The 19,555-nt window shown below is 66.9% G+C and carries 15 protein-coding genes; 3 read left to right on the forward strand and 12 right to left on the reverse strand.

All coding sequences use genetic code 11. The features are described 5' to 3' along the window. Positions 1 to 1,278 carry an MFS transporter gene (locus ACIQAK_RS02950; protein ID WP_366388075.1) on the reverse strand — a complete coding sequence of 426 codons (1,278 nt, stop codon included), beginning with the start codon at positions 1,276 to 1,278 and terminating at the stop codon, positions 1 to 3. 191 nt (positions 1,279 to 1,469) lie between these two features. Continuing rightward, a complete protein-coding gene (locus ACIQAK_RS02955) occupies positions 1,470 to 2,234 on the reverse strand; it encodes an alpha/beta hydrolase (RefSeq protein ID WP_366388074.1) in 765 nt (254 codons plus the stop codon). Positions 2,235 to 2,518: 284 nt separating this feature from the next. Here ACIQAK_RS02955 and ACIQAK_RS02960 point away from each other — a divergent pair, with 284 nt between their 5' ends. After that, positions 2,519 to 3,535, forward strand: coding sequence for a LuxR family transcriptional regulator (locus tag ACIQAK_RS02960; protein ID WP_366388073.1), 1,017 nt, complete (start codon positions 2,519 to 2,521; stop codon positions 3,533 to 3,535). Between the two features lie 32 nt (positions 3,536 to 3,567). On the opposite strand, the gene ACIQAK_RS02965 is transcribed toward ACIQAK_RS02960, so the two are convergent. The 9 genes from ACIQAK_RS02965 to ACIQAK_RS03005 form a co-directional block, all read right to left on the reverse strand. Continuing rightward, a complete protein-coding gene (locus ACIQAK_RS02965) occupies positions 3,568 to 4,911 on the reverse strand; it encodes a solute carrier family 23 protein (protein ID WP_366388600.1) in 1,344 nt (447 codons plus the stop codon). Between the two features lie 122 nt (positions 4,912 to 5,033). Next, entirely contained in the window at positions 5,034 to 6,257 is a 1,224-nt protein-coding gene (locus ACIQAK_RS02970) for an ATP-grasp domain-containing protein (protein ID WP_366388072.1), read from the reverse strand. A gap of 50 nt (positions 6,258 to 6,307) precedes the next feature. Next, positions 6,308 to 7,594 (reverse strand): ATP-grasp domain-containing protein, encoded by a 1,287-nt coding sequence (locus ACIQAK_RS02975; protein ID WP_366388071.1) that lies wholly within the window; start codon positions 7,592 to 7,594, stop codon positions 6,308 to 6,310. Between the two features lie 2 nt (positions 7,595 to 7,596). Next, positions 7,597 to 8,832, reverse strand: a complete 1,236-nt coding sequence (locus tag ACIQAK_RS02980) for an ATP-grasp domain-containing protein (RefSeq protein WP_366388070.1) — start codon at positions 8,830 to 8,832, stop codon at positions 7,597 to 7,599. Positions 8,833 to 8,892: 60 nt separating this feature from the next. Then, positions 8,893 to 10,107: an MFS transporter gene (locus tag ACIQAK_RS02985; protein WP_366388069.1), complete on the reverse strand. Its 1,215-nt coding sequence runs from the start codon at positions 10,105 to 10,107 to the stop codon at positions 8,893 to 8,895. Positions 10,108 to 10,272: 165 nt separating this feature from the next. Further along, positions 10,273 to 11,325 carry a 2OG-Fe(II) oxygenase family protein gene (locus tag ACIQAK_RS02990; RefSeq protein WP_366388068.1) on the reverse strand — a complete coding sequence of 351 codons (1,053 nt, stop codon included), beginning with the start codon at positions 11,323 to 11,325 and terminating at the stop codon, positions 10,273 to 10,275. 17 nt (positions 11,326 to 11,342) lie between these two features. Continuing rightward, on the reverse strand, positions 11,343 to 11,903 hold the full coding sequence (locus tag ACIQAK_RS02995) for a TIGR00730 family Rossman fold protein (protein WP_366388067.1): 561 nt from the start codon (positions 11,901 to 11,903) through the stop codon (positions 11,343 to 11,345). A gap of 19 nt (positions 11,904 to 11,922) precedes the next feature. Next, on the reverse strand, positions 11,923 to 12,687 hold the full coding sequence (gene thyX / locus ACIQAK_RS03000; RefSeq protein ID WP_366388066.1) for an FAD-dependent thymidylate synthase: 765 nt from the start codon (positions 12,685 to 12,687) through the stop codon (positions 11,923 to 11,925). 256 nt (positions 12,688 to 12,943) lie between these two features. After that, the gene (locus ACIQAK_RS03005) at positions 12,944 to 13,129 is read right to left on the reverse strand and encodes a hypothetical protein (protein WP_366388065.1); all 186 of its coding nucleotides are present in this window, start codon (positions 13,127 to 13,129) and stop codon (positions 12,944 to 12,946) included. 1,203 nt (positions 13,130 to 14,332) lie between these two features. On the opposite strand from ACIQAK_RS03005, the gene ACIQAK_RS03010 reads away from it, so the two are divergent. Together ACIQAK_RS03010 and ACIQAK_RS03015 are read left to right on the forward strand one after the other, a co-directional pair. Continuing rightward, a complete protein-coding gene (locus tag ACIQAK_RS03010; RefSeq protein WP_366388064.1) occupies positions 14,333 to 14,716 on the forward strand; it encodes a hypothetical protein in 384 nt (127 codons plus the stop codon). Further along, on the forward strand, positions 14,706 to 16,250 hold the full coding sequence (locus tag ACIQAK_RS03015; RefSeq protein ID WP_366388063.1) for a caspase family protein: 1,545 nt from the start codon (positions 14,706 to 14,708) through the stop codon (positions 16,248 to 16,250). The genes ACIQAK_RS03010 and ACIQAK_RS03015 overlap by 11 nt, the downstream gene beginning before the upstream one ends. Before the next feature lie 342 nt (positions 16,251 to 16,592). Here the strand turns inward: ACIQAK_RS03015 and ACIQAK_RS03020 are convergent, their stop codons facing one another. Further along, the gene (locus ACIQAK_RS03020; RefSeq protein WP_366388062.1) at positions 16,593 to 19,550 is read right to left on the reverse strand and encodes a DUF499 domain-containing protein; all 2,958 of its coding nucleotides are present in this window, start codon (positions 19,548 to 19,550) and stop codon (positions 16,593 to 16,595) included. Positions 19,551 to 19,555: the final 5 nt, after the last annotated feature.

A 19,555-nucleotide genomic window follows, 5' to 3' on the forward strand; every position in this document is an offset into this window, starting at 1 on the left:
CTACGGCTGCGGGTCCCGGGCGTCGTAGCGGGCGAAGCCGCGCCACTTCAGGGCCAGCAGCGAGACCGCGACCACACAGGCGGCGCCTCCGCCGACGACGGCCACGGCGGGCGAGGTGAGGTCGGCGACCGAACCGGCCAGGAAGTCGCCGAGGCGGGGCCCGCCCGCGACGACGACGATGAAGACGCCCTGGAGCCGGCCCCGCATGTCGTCGGGGACGGCCGCCTGGAGCATGGTGTTGCGGAAGACCATGGATATGGTGTCGGCGCACCCGGCGAGCGCCAGGAAGAGCAGCCCGAGCCAGAGGTGGCGGGTGAGCCCGAAGACGGCGATGGCGGCGCCCCAGCCGGCGACGGCGAGCAGGACGGCGAGGCCGTGCAGCCGGATGCGGCCGAGCCAGCCGGAGAACACTCCGCCGAGGAGCGCCCCGAAGGCCGGAGCGGCGACGAGCAGTCCGGTGGTGCGGGCGTCACCTCCGTACCAGAGAACGGCGACGACCGGGAACAGCGCCCGGGGGTGGGCGAGCACCATGGCGCACAGGTCGGTGAAGAAGGTCATCCGCAGGTTGGGCCGGGTGCCGAGGAACCGCAGCCCGTCCAGTACGGAGGCCCGCTTCGCCGCCTTGCCGGAGCCGTCCGCCTCGCTCCGGTCGGGCAGCATCGAGGGCAGCCGCCACATCGCGTAGAGGGAGGCGGTGAAGGTGACGGCGTCGACGGTGTACGCGGCGCGGTATCCCCACCAGCCGACGATCAGCCCGCCCAGCATCGGCCCGACGAGCGCACCCGTCGTCGTGGTCATGGAGCCCAACGCGTTGGCGGCGGGCAGCTGTTCGGGCGGCAGCAGCCGGGCGATCATCGAGGAGCGGGCCGGGGCGTTGAGCGCGAAGCAGACGGCCTGAAGGGCGACGATCGCGTACAGCAGGCCGACGTGCTCGATCCCCACGAAGGTGGCCGCCATCAGGACGAGGGCCAGGAGGAACGATCCCGCGGCACTGAACAGGCCGAGCTTGCGCCGGTCGACGGTGTCGGCGACGGCCCCGCCGTAGAGCCCGAACACGACGAGCGGCACGAGCGAACAGAACCCGATGAGCCCCACGGAGAACGCGGACCCGGTGATGTCGTAGACCTGGAGCGACACGGCGAGGGCCGTCATCCCCTGCCCGATCCAGGACACGGTGTTCCCGAACCAGAGCCGGCGGTAGTCGGGTGAGACCCGCAGGGGGGTGAGGTCGGCGAATATCCGGGGGCGGTGGACGGGCGGCTCGGTCGTTTCGGTCACAGGGGATGGTAGTCACGCCCACCCCTGTTCATGGGTCCGGATTCCGCCCCACGTGAACACCTGGGCGAGTCGCCGGCTTGTCCTGGAGCCGAGGCGTCCGCCGGGGGCGACGGGACGCGACAGGTACGCGGGGGGGGCGCCCATGGCGTGCTCGAAGAGATGTCCGCAGTTCGGGTCCGCCTCTGCCCCGGTTACCCCGCGAGTGCGGTCGCGGTGGCGCGGACGAACGCCTCCGGGTTGTCCAGCATGATGTTGTGCCCGCAGTCGGGTATCGGCACCACCGCCACGCCCGCCGCCTGGAGCAGCTCGGCACCGGCTAGCGGACCGCTGCTTTCGGGCAACACATACGTACGCGGAATCTCCAATTCGGCAAGCAGTGTGCGCAGGGACGGAACAGTCCCGCGCGCCAGGTGAACGGCGCTGCGGTGCAGCGCCTCCAGTCCTGCCAGTCGCATCGTGGACCACCAATGGGCGCCGACGGCGTCGCATACCTCCGTCCAGCCACCCGCCAGGAACTCCGCCTCCGTGAATCCGGCAATTCCCGCGCTCCCCGGACCGGGAGCGGGGAGGACCGGGTCGAGATTGGCGTCGATCAGGACGAGTCGGGAAACCAGACGCGGGTGCCGTGCGGCCAGGACGATGGCCACCGAGCCACCCATGCTGTGCGCGATCACCTCGGCCCCTGCCACGCCGGCGGCCGCCATCGCCGCGGCGAGCGCGTCGGCATGCGCCTCCAGGGTGTAATCGAAACCGTCCGGGCGATCGCTGATCCCGAAGCCGAGCATGTCGATCAGCAGTGAACGGCGCCCCGCCAGCAGGGGGTGGACCGCACTCTCGGTGAAGTAGGCGGGTGATGTGGCGCCGAGCCCGTGGACGTAGACGCGGGAGGGGTCCGCGCCCGGCAACTCGACCCACCGCATCCGGTCACCGCCAGGTGTCACACTCGCGCTGCGCACAGCCTTGATCTCCCGTTCTCGAACTCGTTGGAATGTCGAGGCTACTTGCCGGTACGCCGCGACTGTCGTTTTCGGCCCCCGTCGCCGCAGGACGGGCGGGCCGGAACGGGCTGGGTCTTGACGCCCGCAGGGTCCAGTGCCGTGATCGGAAGCCGGTCCCAGGCGGTGACCTGCGAGAATCCCACTACCGCCGACACCAGCCGCATGCCTATTGTTCATGATTCGGGATTTAGGCCCAGTCCTGGACCTGCGAATTCACGACATTCGTCCGATGAGGAGTAAGCGTGCACCACCCCTCCCTGACCACTGCGGCGGACACGGAACCCATCGCTCTGAGCGACGAAGCTCGTTCGATGTACATCGGATTGCTACAGCAGGCAGGGGCGGAAAGGGATGAATCACCGGGCTCCGGAACGGCGGAGGAAAGCGATGGAGCGGTGGCGCGGGAACTCATCGCCTCGGGGCTGGTGGCTCAGTCCGGACTGAGCCCCAAGCAGCTCAGTGTGGTGGATCCCCAGATCGTCGAAGCGCGCATGGGTGCCGCGCTGCGTTCGAAGGCCCTGCTTCTGCTGGAGCAGGCCGCCGACCTTTCGGAATTCCTCAGTCCGCTTATCGCTGTTGCCCGGGAATCCACCGTTGCGCATTCCGGTGAGCCGATCGTCCACCTGGAGGGGAAGGCGGTGATCAGTTCCTTCATCAGCAACACCGTGAACCAGTGCGGCGAGGAACTCCTCACCGCACAGCCGGGCGGTGGCCGCGCGAAGGCCACCCTGTCGGCGATACGGGCGGAGACGGTCTCCCTGCTCGACCGGGGAGTATCCGTACGTACGCTGTATCAGCACACAGCATGGCATGACCGCCCGACGCGGGATTACGTCTCGGAGGTGACCGAACTCGGTGCGGAGGTGAGGACGTTGGACGAATTCTTCGACCGGCTCGTCATCGCGGACCGGCGCATCGCCTTCATCCCCGCGGATGCGGGCAGGGATCGCGCGGTTGTCATCCGTGACCTCGCCATCGTGCGGTTCCTGTCGGATCTCTTCGACCGGAATTGGCTGCGGGCCAAGGTGTTCGTGGGATCCCGCACCCCGCAGGAGTCCATGGAGATCAGCTCCGCGTTGCGCGAGACCATCATCCGGTGCCTCATCGACGGAGACAGCGACAGCCAGATAGCCAAGCGGATCGGATTGAGCACCCGCGCGTACGCCTCGCATCTGGCGAAGCTGAAGGAGGAGTTCGGCGTGGAGACGCGCTTCCAACTCGGGTACTCCCTGGCCAGGAGGGAGAAGGGCGACTCATGAGAATTCCCCCGGGCGCGGCGCCTTGCCACGGGTCACGCGGAGACCGTGTCCTTGGCGCGGGCCGGCTCGGTGGTCGCGGTCGCGCACGGCGGCGGTGCGGCCAGGGCGCCCGCCGGACGAACAGGGTCAGTGCTTAGAGCCAGCGCCATCGCGTGATAACCGACCACGGTCACCACCGTGCCGAGTGCGATGCCGCTGACGGAGAAGTCGTCGGTCACGCTGATCGACACCCCGCCGATACCGACGATCAGGCCCGCCGAGATGGGGACGAGGTTGGCCGGGACAGCGAAGTCCACGCCTGCCTTGATCCAGATCTTGACGCCGAGCAGTCCGATCATGCCGTAGAGCACGACGGTGATCCCGCCGAGTACTCCGCCCGGGGTCGCGGCGATGAGTGCGCCGAACTTGGGGCACAGTCCGAACAGGAGAGCCGTGACCGCGGCCATCCAGTAGGCGGCGGTCGAGTACACCCGGGTGGCCGCCATCACTCCGATGTTCTCGGCATAGGTCGTCGTAGGCGCGCCCCCCACGGAGGAGGCGACAGCGGTGGCCAGTCCGTCCGCGAAGATCGCTCTGCCCAGGCTGCGATCGAGGTCGGCCCCCGTCATCTCACCGACCGCTTTGACATGCCCGGTGTTCTCCGCGACGAGCGCTATCACCCCGGGCAGGACGAGCAGGATCGCGGAGGTGGTGAAGGTCGGTGCGGTCAGGGTGGGGAGACCGAACCATTCGGCGGAGGAGACACCCGCGAGGTCCACCCGGAAGTGCTCGGTGATCTTCCCCGAAGGCCCCGCGGAGGTGATCGGGCCGGACAGCCTGTCCAGTACCCAGGACAGGGCGAAGCCCAGGACCAGGCCGATGAACACGGCCAGCCTGCTCCAGAAGCCGCGCAGGAGCACTCCTGCCGCGATGACCACGGTCATGGTCGTCAACGCCACCCACTGGTCCTGCGGCCAGTAGATCTCGGCCACCACCGGAGCCAGGTTGAGTCCGATGAGCAGGACCACCGCGCCGCTGACCACGGGCGGGAACACGCGGTTGACCGCCGCGGGCCCGGCGAGATGGACCAGCACGCCGACGAGAGCAAGCACCAAGCCGGCGACCAGGATGGCACCGGTGACGGTGGCAGTGCTGCCTCCGGACGCCTTGATGGCCGCGACGGCGCCGACGAAGGACGCGCTCGTGCCGAGGTAGCTGGGAATTCTGCCCTGGACGACGAGCAGGAAGATGATCGTGGCGACCCCCGACATCAGGATGGCCAGGTTCGGGTCCAGACCCATGACCACCGGGAAGACGAAGGTCGCACCGAACATCGCCACCACGTGCTGAGCTCCGAAGCCCAGGGTGCGGGGCCAGGACAGCCGTTCGTCGGGCATGACCGCCGCCCCCGGCAGGGGGGCGCTTCCGTCGCCGTGCAGACGCCAGCCGAGGCCGAGTCTCTCTGTCAGCTTCACCAGTTGTCCCTTGTCGAGGATGGCGGTACCGGTCGGCGTCGTGGTCATCGGAGCGGCCGGCCGCTGACCGTGACCTGGGCCGCCACCTGGGCCAGCCGTCGGTCCACGGTCGGCACGTCCTCGCCCGTCACGATCCCGAAGCCGGCCCGGCCCAGGAACTCACGGGGCGGCAGCCGAAGCTGTGCGCCCGGTTCCCGTACCTGCCGGACGGTGCGCAGCCACGCGGAGTCGGCGAGCTCCCCCGCCACGCTGATGCCTTCCAGCACCAGGTCCCGCGGGGGGTAGAGGAACTGGATGCCCACCAGCTGGTCGGTGGGCTGCACGGATCGCGGTGCGGTACCGCAGGCCACGGAGGCGGCGATCTCGCCCGCGGACAGGCCCGGCGCCGACAGCTCCGCGAGGTACGGGATCAGTTCACCGCCGAGCCGGCCGTTCACCTCGATGACCTTGGGGCCGTCGGCGGTGAGCATGAGCTCGGTGTGGGTCACGGACCGGTCCACGCCGAGCGCCAGATTGGCCCGTTCCACCACGTCCCGCACAGCGCGCTGGGTCGCCGGATCCAGCACCGGACCGGCGACATGCCCGACCTCCTCGAAGAAGGGCGGGTAGCCGGTCCGCTTGAGTGCGGTGACGTACGGGTGCACCTCACCGTCGAGCACCCAGCTGTCGACGCTGATCTCCTCGCCGACCAGGAACTCCTCGATCAGTACCTGCCGGTCGACGACCGAGCTGAACTCCGAGTCCTGGGCCAGCATGACCGCGGCGTGCAGATCGGCCTCGGAACGCACCACCTGCACCCCGATACTGGCCGCCTGGGCGCGGGGCTTGACGACCACGGGGTAACCGAGCTCCGATGCCGCCCGGAGAGCGTCCTCGGCGGTGGAAACCAACCGGAACCTGGCGGACGGCACGTTCTGGGCGGCGAAGACGGTCCGCTGCACGGCCTTGTCCCGGCAGGCTCGTGCCGCCTCGACGGGCATGGTGGGCACACCCAGTTCGGCGCCGACCGTGGCGGCGAGCACGACGAGCTTCTCCTCCCAGGTGAGGACGCCCGTCACGGTGCGTCCGCGCACGAGGTCACGGACGGCCGCGCCCACGGCCTCGGGGTCGTCGAGGTCGGCGACGCGGTGGTCGGTGACGAACGGACGCTGCCAGTCCACCTCGCCGCGGTTGAGGAGCAGCACGTCGCAGTGGTGTGCCAGCCCCTCGAGTACGTACTGTCGGAACTCCTGGTAGCCGGATCCGATGACGAGCACGGTGTTACGCACGCTGAGACTCCTGTTGGTCGGATAGGACCCGGCGGGCGGCCGGGGTGAGGTCAGACGGCTGCCGGCGTCGCGGCGCGCGGACGCTCGCGGTGCACCACGGAGATGATCTGGTCGAGCACGGCGGGTTCGATGAAGTCGTGCTCGGCGTCCAGCGCCTTCAAGGTGGCCGGGAGCCGGTGTGCCTCGCCGAGTTCACTGGTGATCACGATGTTCGGCAGGACGGCATCGCCGATGTGGTAGTCGATCGCGCGGACCAGGCAGAGGTTCGCCGCGATGTCGCGCTTGAGCGCCTCGGTGAGGGCCCGCACCGGGAACTGCAGCGCCATCCTGCGGATGGCTCCCGGGTCCGCAGGGAGGGAGGAGGGCCAGTCGCCGTGTGCCATCGAGATCAGGCAGTCGTAGGTGTTGAGCCCGGATCCGGCGATCGACAGCGTGGTGGCGCCGGATACGCGCGGGTTGATCTCCAGGACGTGGTACTCACCGTCGACGTAGATCATGTCGAGATCGATCGCCCCGGTGATCCCCAGCGTCTCGCACAGCCGCACGAGCGAGGCGGCGACCGGCCGGAACGCCTGGTCCGCCTCCTCGCGCGGTGCCACGTACCGCAGTCGGCCGAAGGTCGCCGCCGGCCCGTCGCCCGCGGGGCCCATCCAGAGCATGGGCTGGACCACGTAGCGCCCCGGGGCTCCGACGATCTCCACGGAACACAGTTCGCCGGTGACGAATCGTTCCAGCATGAGATTGCCGTCGTAGGGGCGGTCCAGGTACGCGCGGAGGTCCGCCGCGTCGCGCAGCACCTGCATGCCGTTGCCCAGGCAGTCCCACAGCGGCTTGGTGATCAGCGGGAAGCCCAGTGCCCGGGCCCGGTGCAGGACGACGTCCCGGTAGGCGGGGACCACCAGGTTGCGGTCGTTGAGCAGGTCCCCGTCGGTGAGGATCGCCGGCGGAGTGGTCAGTCCGTGCGCGGCGACGAGCTGCTTGGTCTCCCACTTGTTGGACAGGAGGTTCACGGTTTCCAGATCGTGCATGATCATCGGGATGTCGTGCCGGGCGAGCTCCCGCTTGACGACGGCGTCGCGCAGAGCGTTCTCGTCCGGGATGGACAGGGAGATCACCGCGTCGGGGCGCCACTTCAGGAGTGTGTCGACCAGCGCCCCGGGGGATATGGCGGGGTCCACCTTCTCCGATTCGCCGGGGAAGTCGCCGGGACCGCAGTGCCCGTCGGTGTAGTAGATCTTCACGTGGATCGCGTCACGTGCGAGCCGGTCCCGCAGCTCGTTCAGATAGGGGTCTGCCTGCTGGACCTCGATGGAGCGCAGGAAGGCGATGCGTGACATGTTCAGTTCTCCAGATCGACGGAAATTCCAGCGACCACGTCGTCGGCGAGCTGGTTGGCCTCAGCGGACGAGCTCGCCCTGACGATCACGTGCCCGATGCGCGTGAACCTCTCGTAGTCGTTGCCGATCCGGTCGCCGGGCGCCGCGTAGGACTGCAGGGCGACGACTCCCCTGACGGAGTGGGCGCCGCTCAGGCCGCTGAACACTCCGTGCTTCGCGGTGCTGATGAAGCGGATGGCGGCGGCACCGGTCCGCAGCGGGCGGGTGTCCGGCCGCAGGCCGATGGCGGCCTGGACGTAACCGCGCGCCTCGCTGACGCCGGTCGCGTGCTCGACGACCTTCATGATGTGTCCGCCCGGCGGGCGCGCCCCGACCTCGATGATCCGGGGGCCGGCCGGGGTCACCTTGAGCTCGGTGTGCGCGACGCCGTTGCGCACACCGAGAGCGGTCAGCCCCTGTTCGACGACGTCGAGGATCGAGGTCTGCGCCGCGGAGTCGAGCTGGGCCGGCACCGTGTGTCCGGTCTCCTCGCAGATCCCTCCGCCGGTGGTGAACTTCTGGGTGATCGCCAGATGGTCGAAGGCGCCCTCGAACGCCACGGTCTCGATGCTGAACTCCGGTCCGTCGAGGTACTCCTGGACCAGCACCGTCGTGTCGAGCGCGATGCCGTAGGGAAACTCGTGCGACCACCGCTGTGCCCGCTTGAACGCTTCCGGCAGCTCGTCCAGGGAATCGATGACCGCGACGCCCACCGACCCCGCGTTCTCCGCCGGTTTGACCACCAGCGGGAAGGCGATCCGGCCGGCGCTGATGCCCGCGACCGCGGCATCGAGCGACGTCGCTGCGATGCACCAAGGGCTGGGTACGGCGTACTTGCCGAACAGGTCCGCCATGTCCCGCTTGTTACGTACCGCGTCGGCCCGATCCGCGTCGTGGCCGGGCAGTCCCAGCCGCGAAGCGAGTCGTGTGGCCAGCGGAGAGAGGAACTCCCAGCCGACGAGCACCCCGCAGATGCCGTGGGTGGTGCAGTAGAGCTCCAGCTCCTCGAGAGCCGTCCACGGGGAGCGGAAGTCGGTGAAGACCGTGCCGGCGAGTTTCTTCTTCAGGGCGTCGGTGTAGCGGTCGTACACCTCCGGGTGGGTGGCCAGGTGGACGGACACCCCCAAGTCGCGGGCAGCGTCGACGACGTCTTCCGCCGCACTGCTCTCCGCTCCGAAGAGCAGGACACCTCTGGTCACGATGGGTTACCCCGGTTTCGGGATCGATGGGATGGATGTGCGGGCGGTGCGGGTGTCGCGTCAGCCGGCCGCGCCGGAGGGGACAGCGTCCTGTCCGGTCGGCTGCTCCTGCGGGGTGCGCTGCTGCGGCAGGCTCCGGACGGCGGGGATGGCGATCACGCTGAGCGCGCAGAGCACCAGCCAGGGTGTCCTGGGTCCCGCGCTCAGCAGCGTGGTGAACAGCCACGGGGCCAGTGCCATGCCGAGCGTCCAGGAGAGCTGGAACACCGCCAGGTAGCGCCCGAGGGCGTGCGGGGGCGCCAGCGCGACGCTGAGCTCTCCCAGGCCGGGCGAGGCCAGGATCTCTCCGGCCGTAAAGATGATCATGCCCAGGAACAGGCCGGCGATGACGGCCCCTTGAGGCATGCCGTCCAGCAGGGCGTAGATGCCGAAGGCCACGGCGTCCAGCGCGGAGGCGACGGCGATGACCTTGGTCAGGGGGTGGCGTTCGATCAGCCGAGTGGCCATCGACTGCGCGCCGATCACCAGCGCGCTGTTGACGATGAGCAGTACGCCGACGAGCCAGGTGGGGGCGGAGAGCGCGTCGACCACGTAGATGGCCAGCAGGAAACTGAGAACCATCGCGGCCAGGACGAAGACCACGTTCACCGCGACCAGCCGCAGGTAGACATGGTCCCGAAGGAGCAGGCGGTAGCTCGCCTTGGGCGTCCGCTCCTCGGAGTGCGAGCCCGCCGCACCCTGACCCGGTTCCCGCGGGTGCCACGTGGCGATGAGCAGGCAGGCCACTGCGTAGGACAATGCGCAGCCGATCACCAGGGCGCGCAGGCCCGCGGTCCCCGAGGTGCTGGTCGCCAACGCGGCCACCGCACCACCGACGCCCAGCCCGACGTTCCGGATGACCCGGATCAGGCCGAACCACCGGGTGCGGTCTCCCTGGTGGGCGGCCATCGAGACCAGGGCGCTGTTGGCGGTCCAGAACATCGCGGTGCCGAACTGCACCACCACCCCGGTCGCCACCACCTGCCAGGAGTTCTCCACGAAGAGGAACGCGAAGAAGGCCGCGGCACACAGGGCGTTGCCGATGATGACGACGCGTCGCGCCCCGTACCGGTCCATCAGGGGCCCCACCACGGCCGGCGCGGGAAGCGTGATCAGTCGGGAGAGGGTGAGCGCGGTACCGACCGCCACCGCGGACATCGTGGTGGTGGCGGTGAAGTAGACCAGCTGGAAGGCGAGCAGCAGACCGTTCCCGGTTCCCTGGATCAAGCTCGCCAACAGGAAGTTTCCCGAACCGCGAATCTCGGGGAACCCGAACCGGGACAGTCTGCTCGCGGGGGGCGAGGCGGCGGCCGAGGGCATGGCGAAGGCCTTTCTGGTGACAGGAGGGATGGGCCGGGCCAAGCTCGGCGTGACCGCCGCCGTTCCCGGCGGGTGCGGAAGTTACGGGGCCCCGTAGGCCTTGCGGAACTTACCGGTGATGTACTCGCCCGAGCGCACCGGCAGGTGCTTGGGCGGATTCTCCGGACCGGTGCAGGTCGGAATGCACTCGATGACCGCGTCGAAGTTGGGCTGGTGGAAGAAGGGGATCGAGTACCGTTCGGCCCCGGCGAGCTCCGCGGGCGGGTTGACGACCCGATGCACCGTGCTCACCCACTGGTTGTTGGTCCAGTTGGCCATCAGGTCACCGATGTTCACCACGAACGAACCGTCGATGACAGGAACGTCGAGCCAGGCCCCGGTCTTCGACTGGACCTGCAGCCCTCCGGTGCCGTTGTCCTGGTACAGGATGGTGAGGCTGCCCCAGTCGCTGTGCACACCCTTGCGCAACTGGCCCGGCTCGGGCGGTGTCTCCTGGGCCGGGTAGTAGTTGGCCGTCATGTTGGTCATGTGCTGGTCGATCTTGTCGTCGAACCAGTCCTCCGGAAGACCGAGGCCGAGGGCGAAGAGCCGCATGATGTGCCCGGCCAGGTCCTCCATCGCCGCGTAATAGGCCTGGTAGGCGTCGAAGAAGCCCGGCAGCGCAGGCCAGCGGTTCGGGGAGCGCAGCGCGGGGTCGACGTGCGCGGGCAGGGAGCGCGCCCCGTCACGCTCGCCGAGACGGTTGATCGTGTAGGTCTCGGAGATGTCCGGCAGGGCCCGCTCCCGTTCGACCGCCGCGTCCTCGTTCGAAGCGGCGAGACTGCCCTGCCGGCCGAAGCCCCGCATCAGCGGATCCCCGGGATCCGCCAGCAGTTCGGCCTTCTCCCGGGCCGGCAGCGAAAAGAGCTCCCGGGTGGCCCGGTACATGTCGGAGATGGCCTTCTCCGGAACCCCGTGTCCGACGATGACCAGGAATCCGCTGGTGCGGCACACCTTGTCGACGGCTGCGGCCACTTGCTTCCGGGAGTCGGCGGATTCCGAACGGGATCCGCTCAGGTCGATGACCGGAACATATCCGTCCACGACGGTGATGAGCGCGGTTTTATCGCGTATCTCTTCTTCCATGACTGACATCGCTACCACCTCTCCTGTCAACCCCACCGGGGCGGCGGGGGCTTCCACTGCTGGATCATTTCGAACAATTCCGCGGAATCGTTTACGGAGGCGAGCGTGCCGGCTTCCTCGGGACGGAGGAATCCGCTCACCGACATCCGGTTCGTCATTCGCAGGAGGCGGTCCCAATAGCCGTCGATGTTCAGCAGCACGACGGGTTTGTCATGGTGACCGAGCACCAGCCAGGCCCATACCTCGAGGATTTCCTCGATCGTGCCCACGCCGCCCGGCAACGCCACGAAGCAGTCGCCCAGATCGGCCATGAGTTGCTTGCGTTCATGCATGCTGTCGACGATCCGCAGGTCGGTGAGTCCGGGATGGGCCACCTCCGCGTCCACGAGGGACTTGGGAATGACACCGGTCACCTGCCCACCCGCGGCCAGGGCGGAGTCGGCCACCACTCCCATCAGGCCGACGGCTCCGCCGCCGTAGACGATCTCGTGTCCGGCGCTCGCCAGCTCCCGGGCGAACCGTTCCGCGGCTTGGCGGTAGACGGCGCGGTTGCCCAGTGCTGATCCCGCGTACACAGTGACGCGCATACGATGACTCCTCCGCCTGTCAGGGGCTGACGCGGCCGCAGCGCTCGTAGGACGCGTGGGTCAGCGGCATGAGGCGCGCGAACTCGGCCTCCATCTGCTCCGCCACGATCTCGATCTCGCGCTGAGGGTGGGACACGTAGGTGGCGTCCTCACGGTTGGTACGGAGGCCGAGGAAGTGCATCAACGACCGCGCGTTGCACGTCGCGTACACGGTCGAGAACGTGGCCACCGGAAGGACCATCCGGGCCAGCTCACGGGCGATCCCGGCATCGAGCATCTGCTGGTACTCGCGGAACGCCGCCCGGTAGGCCGTGCTCGCCGACAGCGACAGCAGCTCGTAGTCCTCCTCGCTGCCGGGCACGTACTTGTAGTGCCCCGGCTTGCCTTCCTGCTTGAGCAGCCGGTCGCTGTCCGGCACGTAGAAGACGGATTCCAGGTTCTTGTAGCGTGCGCTCTCCTCGTTGAACGACCACATCCGGTGACGCATCATGTGGCGAATCACGAAGATGGGGGCATTCACCAGGAATGTCATCGAGTTGTGTTCGAACGGGCTGCCGTGCCGGCTGCGCATCAGGTACTGGATGAGCCCGGCCATATAGTTGTCGCCGCGCTCCTCCCGATGAGCCTCCTCACCGGCGGTGGAAACACGAGCCGCCCGCACCACGCCGAGGTCCGATGCGGTGTGATCGACAAGCTCGACGGAAATCTTGCTCCGCAGCTCGATCTCCGGCCCGATCGCACCGTCATCGGTGAATTCGGTCGGGGTGAGTGAACTGATCGTCATGGTGACGTTCCTCCTGGAAATTCCTATGAAAACGATCTACGACAGCCACTGAGGCACTCGGAGTCCGTCGGCGCTGCGGGGCCGGTGCGTCCCAGCGGCTTCAGCGCTACGGGGCCGGTGCGTCCCAGCGGGCGTCAGCGCTACAGGGCCGGTGCGTCCCAGCGCCATCGGCGCCACAGGGCTGGTGCATCCCAGCGGGCGCTACGGAGCCGGTCATCCCAGCGGGCGCTACGGAGCCGGTGCATCCCAGCGGGCGCTACGGAGTCGGTGCATCCCAGCCGTGGTCAGCAAGGTCGGCGGCGATCTGTACCGACGTCGACGCGTCCGCCGGCGCCTCGCTCTCGCCGACGGCTCCCCCTGCCACCAGCAGCGCACTCACCACGGCCACGCTCGCGGCCGCCAGGGCGGTACTGACCAGCCGTACGTATCTCTGCTGACGCATCTTTCGGTCCCCCTCGAATACTTCGCACGGGGGCTGTCCCCCCGGGTTTGATTTTTCGCCAAACAGAGGGGCGCAATAAGGTCACACCTGTGCAGTGCACAGATCGGAACCCAACTCCGGCGCCAGCACGGGGCCCCGGAGCAGAGGGGTGAGTTCAGCGGGTCGTCATGGGGAGCCGCGTCCGCACCCGGCGCACAGACCGTGGGACAGCGCCCGACGCGCGGATGGGCCGCGGACAGCACCTGCCCGCGCTTTCCGGCAGGCCGGTCACCACGGGCGTGAACTGGGGGCGGGTGGGCGACCCCACCACCCGTCCCGTCAAGAAGCCGACCAAAACCCCCAGGTCACAGGCCTGTAGAGGTCGAGGGGCTGGCGCGACGCCGCACGAGCGACTCGCCGGTTCGAGGCTCTCGCGCCTTCGAACGTTGCGTTTCCGCAGGTCATAACGTTTCTCTGACCTGCGGTAGTGGGCGGGTGGGACTCGAACCCACGGCCGACGGATTATGAGTCCCGAGGGGATCGTCCAGGATGATCAACCCTGAGACTCACCCGTCCTTACTTGCCCGGTCAGCAGCCTCCCATCGTCCAGCTGAGTAAGCTCCGACGGGCTCGGACCGCGTTCGTCCGAGCCCGTCCGCTCACGCATCGCTCACGCAGGCCCAGCTGCCCTTGAGTCTCCTGATCCGCGTCCACTCCGGAGCGTCCCCCTTCAACGAAATGGGATCGGGGCGCTGCCGCCTGGCATACGAGCCTGTGAAGCGAACCAACGTCTCTGACGCCGCCGATCACCGCGGCCAGCCTGCTGGACTCCCTTGGGCCGATCATCGTCCAGGCCGCCAGCCCTTCCCGCTGGCCTAGTCCACATGTAGTCGGCTATGGAGCTTGGATCCGGCTGCACCGAATACCTCACTCCGGCGCAGGCTCGCGGCTGGGAGTACCCGCTGAACAGCCTGGCTACTACCGGATGCTGCGCTTCGGCAACTGCTTGGTGATCCGTGCGCACAAGGGCATCAATTTCGCTGTGCGCATCGACGCCGCCCCACTCAACACCCCCGATCACTTGTCAGCGCCTCTGACCGCAGCCGCCCACCTGGCTCCTGTTCGCCCGATCCAGGTCGAACAGGGGCCAGGCCGCGTAGGGTGATTCCTCATACCAGTCCGGGAGTTCCGGGCACGAGATGCACGCAGGGGTGGGGACAGGCAATGCAAGGCACCGGGGACATTGACACGAGGAACGTCCAGATCACGCTCGCCTCGGGCGACGTTCTCGACGACCACCTGGCTCTGACTGAGTGGCTCCGCCACGAACGGGGCCTCCAGGGACGTATTCGCATTGCCCATGCCGCCCCCGCCGAGGGCGAGCTCGGCGCCGGCCTCGATCTCCTGACCGTCTCGCTGGGCTCCAGCGGCATCGCGACCGTCCTTGCCGGGTCCCTCGCTACATGGTTGCAGAGCCGCCGCACTCCGACCGAGGTGCGCATTACCATCACCCGGGGTGACCGCACCCTAGAACTCGAGACCGGCGACACCTCCGAGGCCGAGGCCCTGATCCAGCGTTTCCTGGGCGACGACGCCGATGGCGTCTGACGACACCGCCGTCCTGATCGGCGTCTCGCGGTACCGTGATGCATCTCTCCCCGACGTGCCCGCGGCGCTCAACAGCCTCCACGCAATGCACCGGCTACTCACGAACCCCGACCTGTGCGGCTGGTCCGAGGACCGGGTACTCGTGGTGGAGGATCCCGCCGGAGCTGCCGAGCTGGCGCTGCAGCTCCACCGCCTGGCTGAGGAGACTACAGGCACACTGCTGATCTACTTCGTCGGCCACGGGGTCGTCACCAAGACCGGCGCGCTCTGCCTGACCACCGGCCATACCCAGCTCCGCTACCCCGACCTGACCGGCCTGGAGTACAACAAGATCCGCAGCGCCCTGCTCGACTCACCAGCCCAGGTGAAGCTGGTCATCCTCGACTGCTGCTACTCGGGCCGTGTCATCCACGGCCTGGCGGGCGCCGACGAGAGCCACCTCGCGGACGCCGCCGACATCCGCGGTGTCTACACGCTCACGGCGGCCGACCAGGCCGCCCACGTGCCGCCGCCGGAAGAACAGAAGACTGCCTGTACGTCCTTCACCGGGGCCCTGCGCGACATCGTCCGAAATGGCATCCCTGGCGCCCCACCGATGCTCGCCCTGAGCGACATCTACCCGAACCTCAAGCACACACTCAAAGCATGCGGTCTCCCCGAACCCAATCAGCGTGGAACGGATACCGTCGAGTCCTACCCCTTCAGTCGCAACGTCGCATATACCGGAGGCACGGGATTCCGGCTGGTACCCCGGGAGCACGAGGACCTGTTCCTCAAGATCCTCGCCGCGCAGCCGCGCCACGAACTCACGCTCCCGAGCATCGACAAGCTGGAGGACTGGCCTGGTGTCTGCCTCCTCCACCAAGGGCCCGGAGACGACCCGGAGATCGTTTACGTCGGGAGAGGCGATCGCTCACTCGCCTCCCGTCTCAAACAACACTTGAGGAAGATCGACGGACGCTGCTACGTCGACTCCCGCGACCTCTCGTTCAGCTACCTCAAACTGGACGACGACCTCAGCTACGTCGCACCGGAATCCCTCGTTATCCGGCGACTTCGCGCCCAGGGGCTCACTCCGCCCTGGAACCAAAACGGCTTCGGCAACCGGGACGCCGGACGGGCGAGAGACTTCACCCGGCTCGACAGCCACCACTTCGACGTTCTCCATCCGATTGACCTGTCGTGGCCCCTTCGCACTGACGGTCCGGCCCTTCATCTGACGCCGCATGAGCTGGCCATCTACCTGAAGGAAGAACTACCTTACGTTTTCCGCTTTGCGCACCAAGGGGCCGACATCGACGGGATTCGGCTTACCATCCCCGAGGGCCCTCTCTCTGCCGACCGCGCATTCCGCCTGCTCGCCGCCTACCTGGGTGACAATTGGCAAATCAGCGCCCTCATGGGACGGGTCCTGATGTACCGAGAGCAGGAGGCTCGATACCCTAGCGCCATCCGCTACTACGTGGGCAGGGACGCGATGGGGGCTGTACCCGACGTCTACGAAGTCGCCGATCCCCCCGACGACGAGTACTAGGCCCCCTACTTGGTCACCTGCGGCCCGAATAAAGATGGCCGCGCCGTGGAGTGCGGCCTGGTGCATGATGCCAAGGTCATTGGTTCACATGCTCAGGCCGCCATAGCTTCAGGCGGACCGTTCTCTGCTCCCTGAATACCGCGGAGTCGAAGCGTGGTGGGCGTCCGCCGCATGAGCCGCCTCGCAGTCGATGACTGACCTGATCCACCGACTGCTGGATGACCGTCTGGTGTACAGACCACGGCGGTGATAGCAGATCGCGCGAGCGAAATACGCGCGATCCACTCAACACGTCCGGCCTGGTACACGGGTGCCCGGGGCCAGTACGCGACACGCGGCGCCTTAGAGGTCGTCCTGCTCTGTTCCGGAGCTGGAACCGTGTACCTGCGATGCCTTGCCAAGCATGCTCTGTGTCTCTCCAGTGCCGGCCGAAATCGTGATCTGCAGGCCAACCATCTGGAGATCGTTCTGCCCCGACTTCGCGGGGTCAACGAGCGACGCCACCTCGCGCAACATATGCCAGAGTTGCTCCCGCTTCACAGGGTCAGTAACCGACGAGAGAGGGATGCTGATGACCGTGGTCTCAAACGATGGCTCGGACGGCCTGCCATCCTGAACCGGGATAGTGACCGCGGCGTTGCCAGGAACCGGCGAGCCGCACTCACTGATTCGCTCGGAGGTCACCCCGGCAGCGGCCGCACTACTGTGAGCGGCGTCAGCTTCCTCTCCGTGCCGTTGCCCCGGCGGTGTCAGGAGCAGTCGCGGCCGGAGCTGCTGCTGCAGAGTTGCTGCCTGGATCTGCGCCGCGCTCGCAGGACGGATCTCCACGCCGTCGCTGTCGGTCAGCATCCATTCATCGGACGTGACCAGCTTGAACAGCGCCAGACGCATCTCTTCGTCCGTTTGAATCAGCGGCCAGGTCGGATCGCTGTAGGGGTGCGCGAACAGCTCCTTAGGGGTCAGGTCCCGCCCATACTGACCCGACGTGATGAGCTGCGCCACATACTCGGCGGAGAGCTGGTTCATTTGGACGGCCCGGCCGTCCGCTACCAGGGCAGTCCATACATGACGACCAGAGAGCGATGTCTGCGGCTCCGGTAGCGTCTTGTACTGCACTGCGAGGCCACTGTCAGTCCTCAACACAAACGCATAGTGCTGGTACGCCCAAACGACAGCCTCATCCAGCTTCCGACTAGCTTGGTCACGGCGCGCGCGTGCTTCGACAAGCTCTTCGCTGTCCTCGCCTAGTTGAGCGACAACCTGATTCCAGGCTAGATAGTCGCGGGCGAAAGCCTTCGCCCGGTCCCGTCGTTGGGTGGTGGCCACAGCCATCACCATCGAAGCCGCAAAAGTACTGGGCAGCCCTGGGGATATTCCGTACGCGACGTCGATGTCAGCCCGAGTTGCCTGGTCTCGACCATTGAGCAGGGTCCAGCGACGCGGGTCGAGGACAACGAGCCTCGTCTGCTGAGAATCCAGTCCAGAAAAAGCGGCGGCTGCAGAAGCTTCATGTTCAGGGCGCACCAACTTGTGGAGAGCGGTGAAGCTGTGCTTCTCCGCCAGTGCTTGCGCACGCACCCATACCATGTCTACCGAACCTTCGCCACTGACCATCGACAGAGCATTTGCGTGGTACATGTTAAGCGTCTGCTTGATGGACAGATAGAAACGCTCAGGCCCCCTGCCTTGCCGGCTCCGCTCAAGGGCACCAAGCCCTCCCTCAGCCGGGCTCGCCACGAGGGCGTTGAACACTTCTTCAGCCGCTGAATAGTCAACGCCAGGCCCCGCAACCGCGGCCAACAATTCAGCCTTGGTTGCTCCCCGGACCGCGCGAGGCCGAGGTACCAGACTGTAGGCTAGGCACGCGGTACCCATCCGCAATGCCGGCACTGGCTGTCCGGCATCAACTCCATTAGCCTTCAGCGCGGCATCAAGGACAAATGCTGTACCGCCGCCGGCGCCAGTGTTGACGATGTCAGTGGTTGCCACAGCTCGATAGCCCTGAATCGCCCGGTCATTACCTGCAAGCACACCACTCGAGAGAAGTGCTTCCAGTGCGCTGGTGTGAAGCGGTATATCACCCACGCCGATGAGGGCAGGAGCCCAGCGCCCCGATTTATGCTCGTTACTCCAGAAAAGAGCCGTACGAGCAAAGATCGAAACAGTCGAGCGCACTCGCTGGAAGGCTTGAACGACGGTCCACTCCTTACTTACCAGAGCGAAAAGATCCGGGTGGAACGGGTAGGCTTCAGCAACCCGATCTGATAGCCCAGCCAGAGTGCGCTTGCTACCGAGCGGCGTGTATACCTGATCTTTCCACGCCCCCTGCTGACCAGCAGCCGTGAAAGCAGCAGCTGTAGAAACCTCTGCATCATCAGTCTTGGCCTGAATAAACAGACGACGGCGAATGATCTGCGCGAAGTCGGACGGCTCGGTTACCGTTACCGTCTCCCCATTCCGCTGCAGTCGCGGACTCAAATAGTCGCGAAAGGCTACGGCTGCCGGATGATAGCCGCTCCGATCTTCCTCACTCTTGATCATGACGATCACAAGAGCCACGCCGGGTTGATCATCCACAGCGTCGGTCAGGGCATTCAGGAATGCCTGCTCGCCAGGCATCCCACCGATAGCGCTCTCATCGGTGAGCGCCATGGCGTAGTCCATGAGTTCGTCGATGAGAACCAAAACCGGTCGATCAACCTCGGCAAAGGCCGCCTGCAAGGTCGCCTTGTTCGCCCCCAGATTACTGTAATGCTGGTAGCGTGCCATCCTGTCCGGGTTTTCCGCGAACAACAGCCACAGGAAGCGGCCAAATAGATCCGTAGCGGGGCCAAAGCGAGGATCCGTCTTTCCCGGCGACATCCCGTCACAGGTCAAAATGACCGGAAGCACTCGGGACAGGTCGACCGCGTTCCGACCTGCACTGGCCTCCACGCTCACCGCCTGACCAAGCTCGGATGAGAAGAAGACCTCAGGACGACTAATCATGTGCCAGATTCCGACCAGTGCGTGGCTCTTACCGCCACCCATCCCCTGATCGAGATGAAAGCACGCCTGCGCTTCGAGATGGCTCACGCCAAGACGGCGCGCGACTCGGCCCAGGAACCCTACAAGCTTTGGAGTTGGCTGGGTGATGTCCGTGTAGTAGGTGGAGTCTGCGTACGGCACGGGGACAGTCTGATAGACCGCCTTCGCCAGACTCATCTGCAGCTCGCCTACTGACCCTTCAGTCTGGCGAACCTCGTCCCGCAGCGTCAGAACCTCGGCCCAGTGAGCGACGGGAGGGGTAATAGCGGTCACGTCAT

The sequence above is a fragment of the Streptomyces sp. NPDC088706 genome (genome assembly GCF_044752765.1).
Taxonomy (GTDB): Bacteria; Actinomycetota; Actinomycetes; order Streptomycetales; family Streptomycetaceae; genus Streptomyces.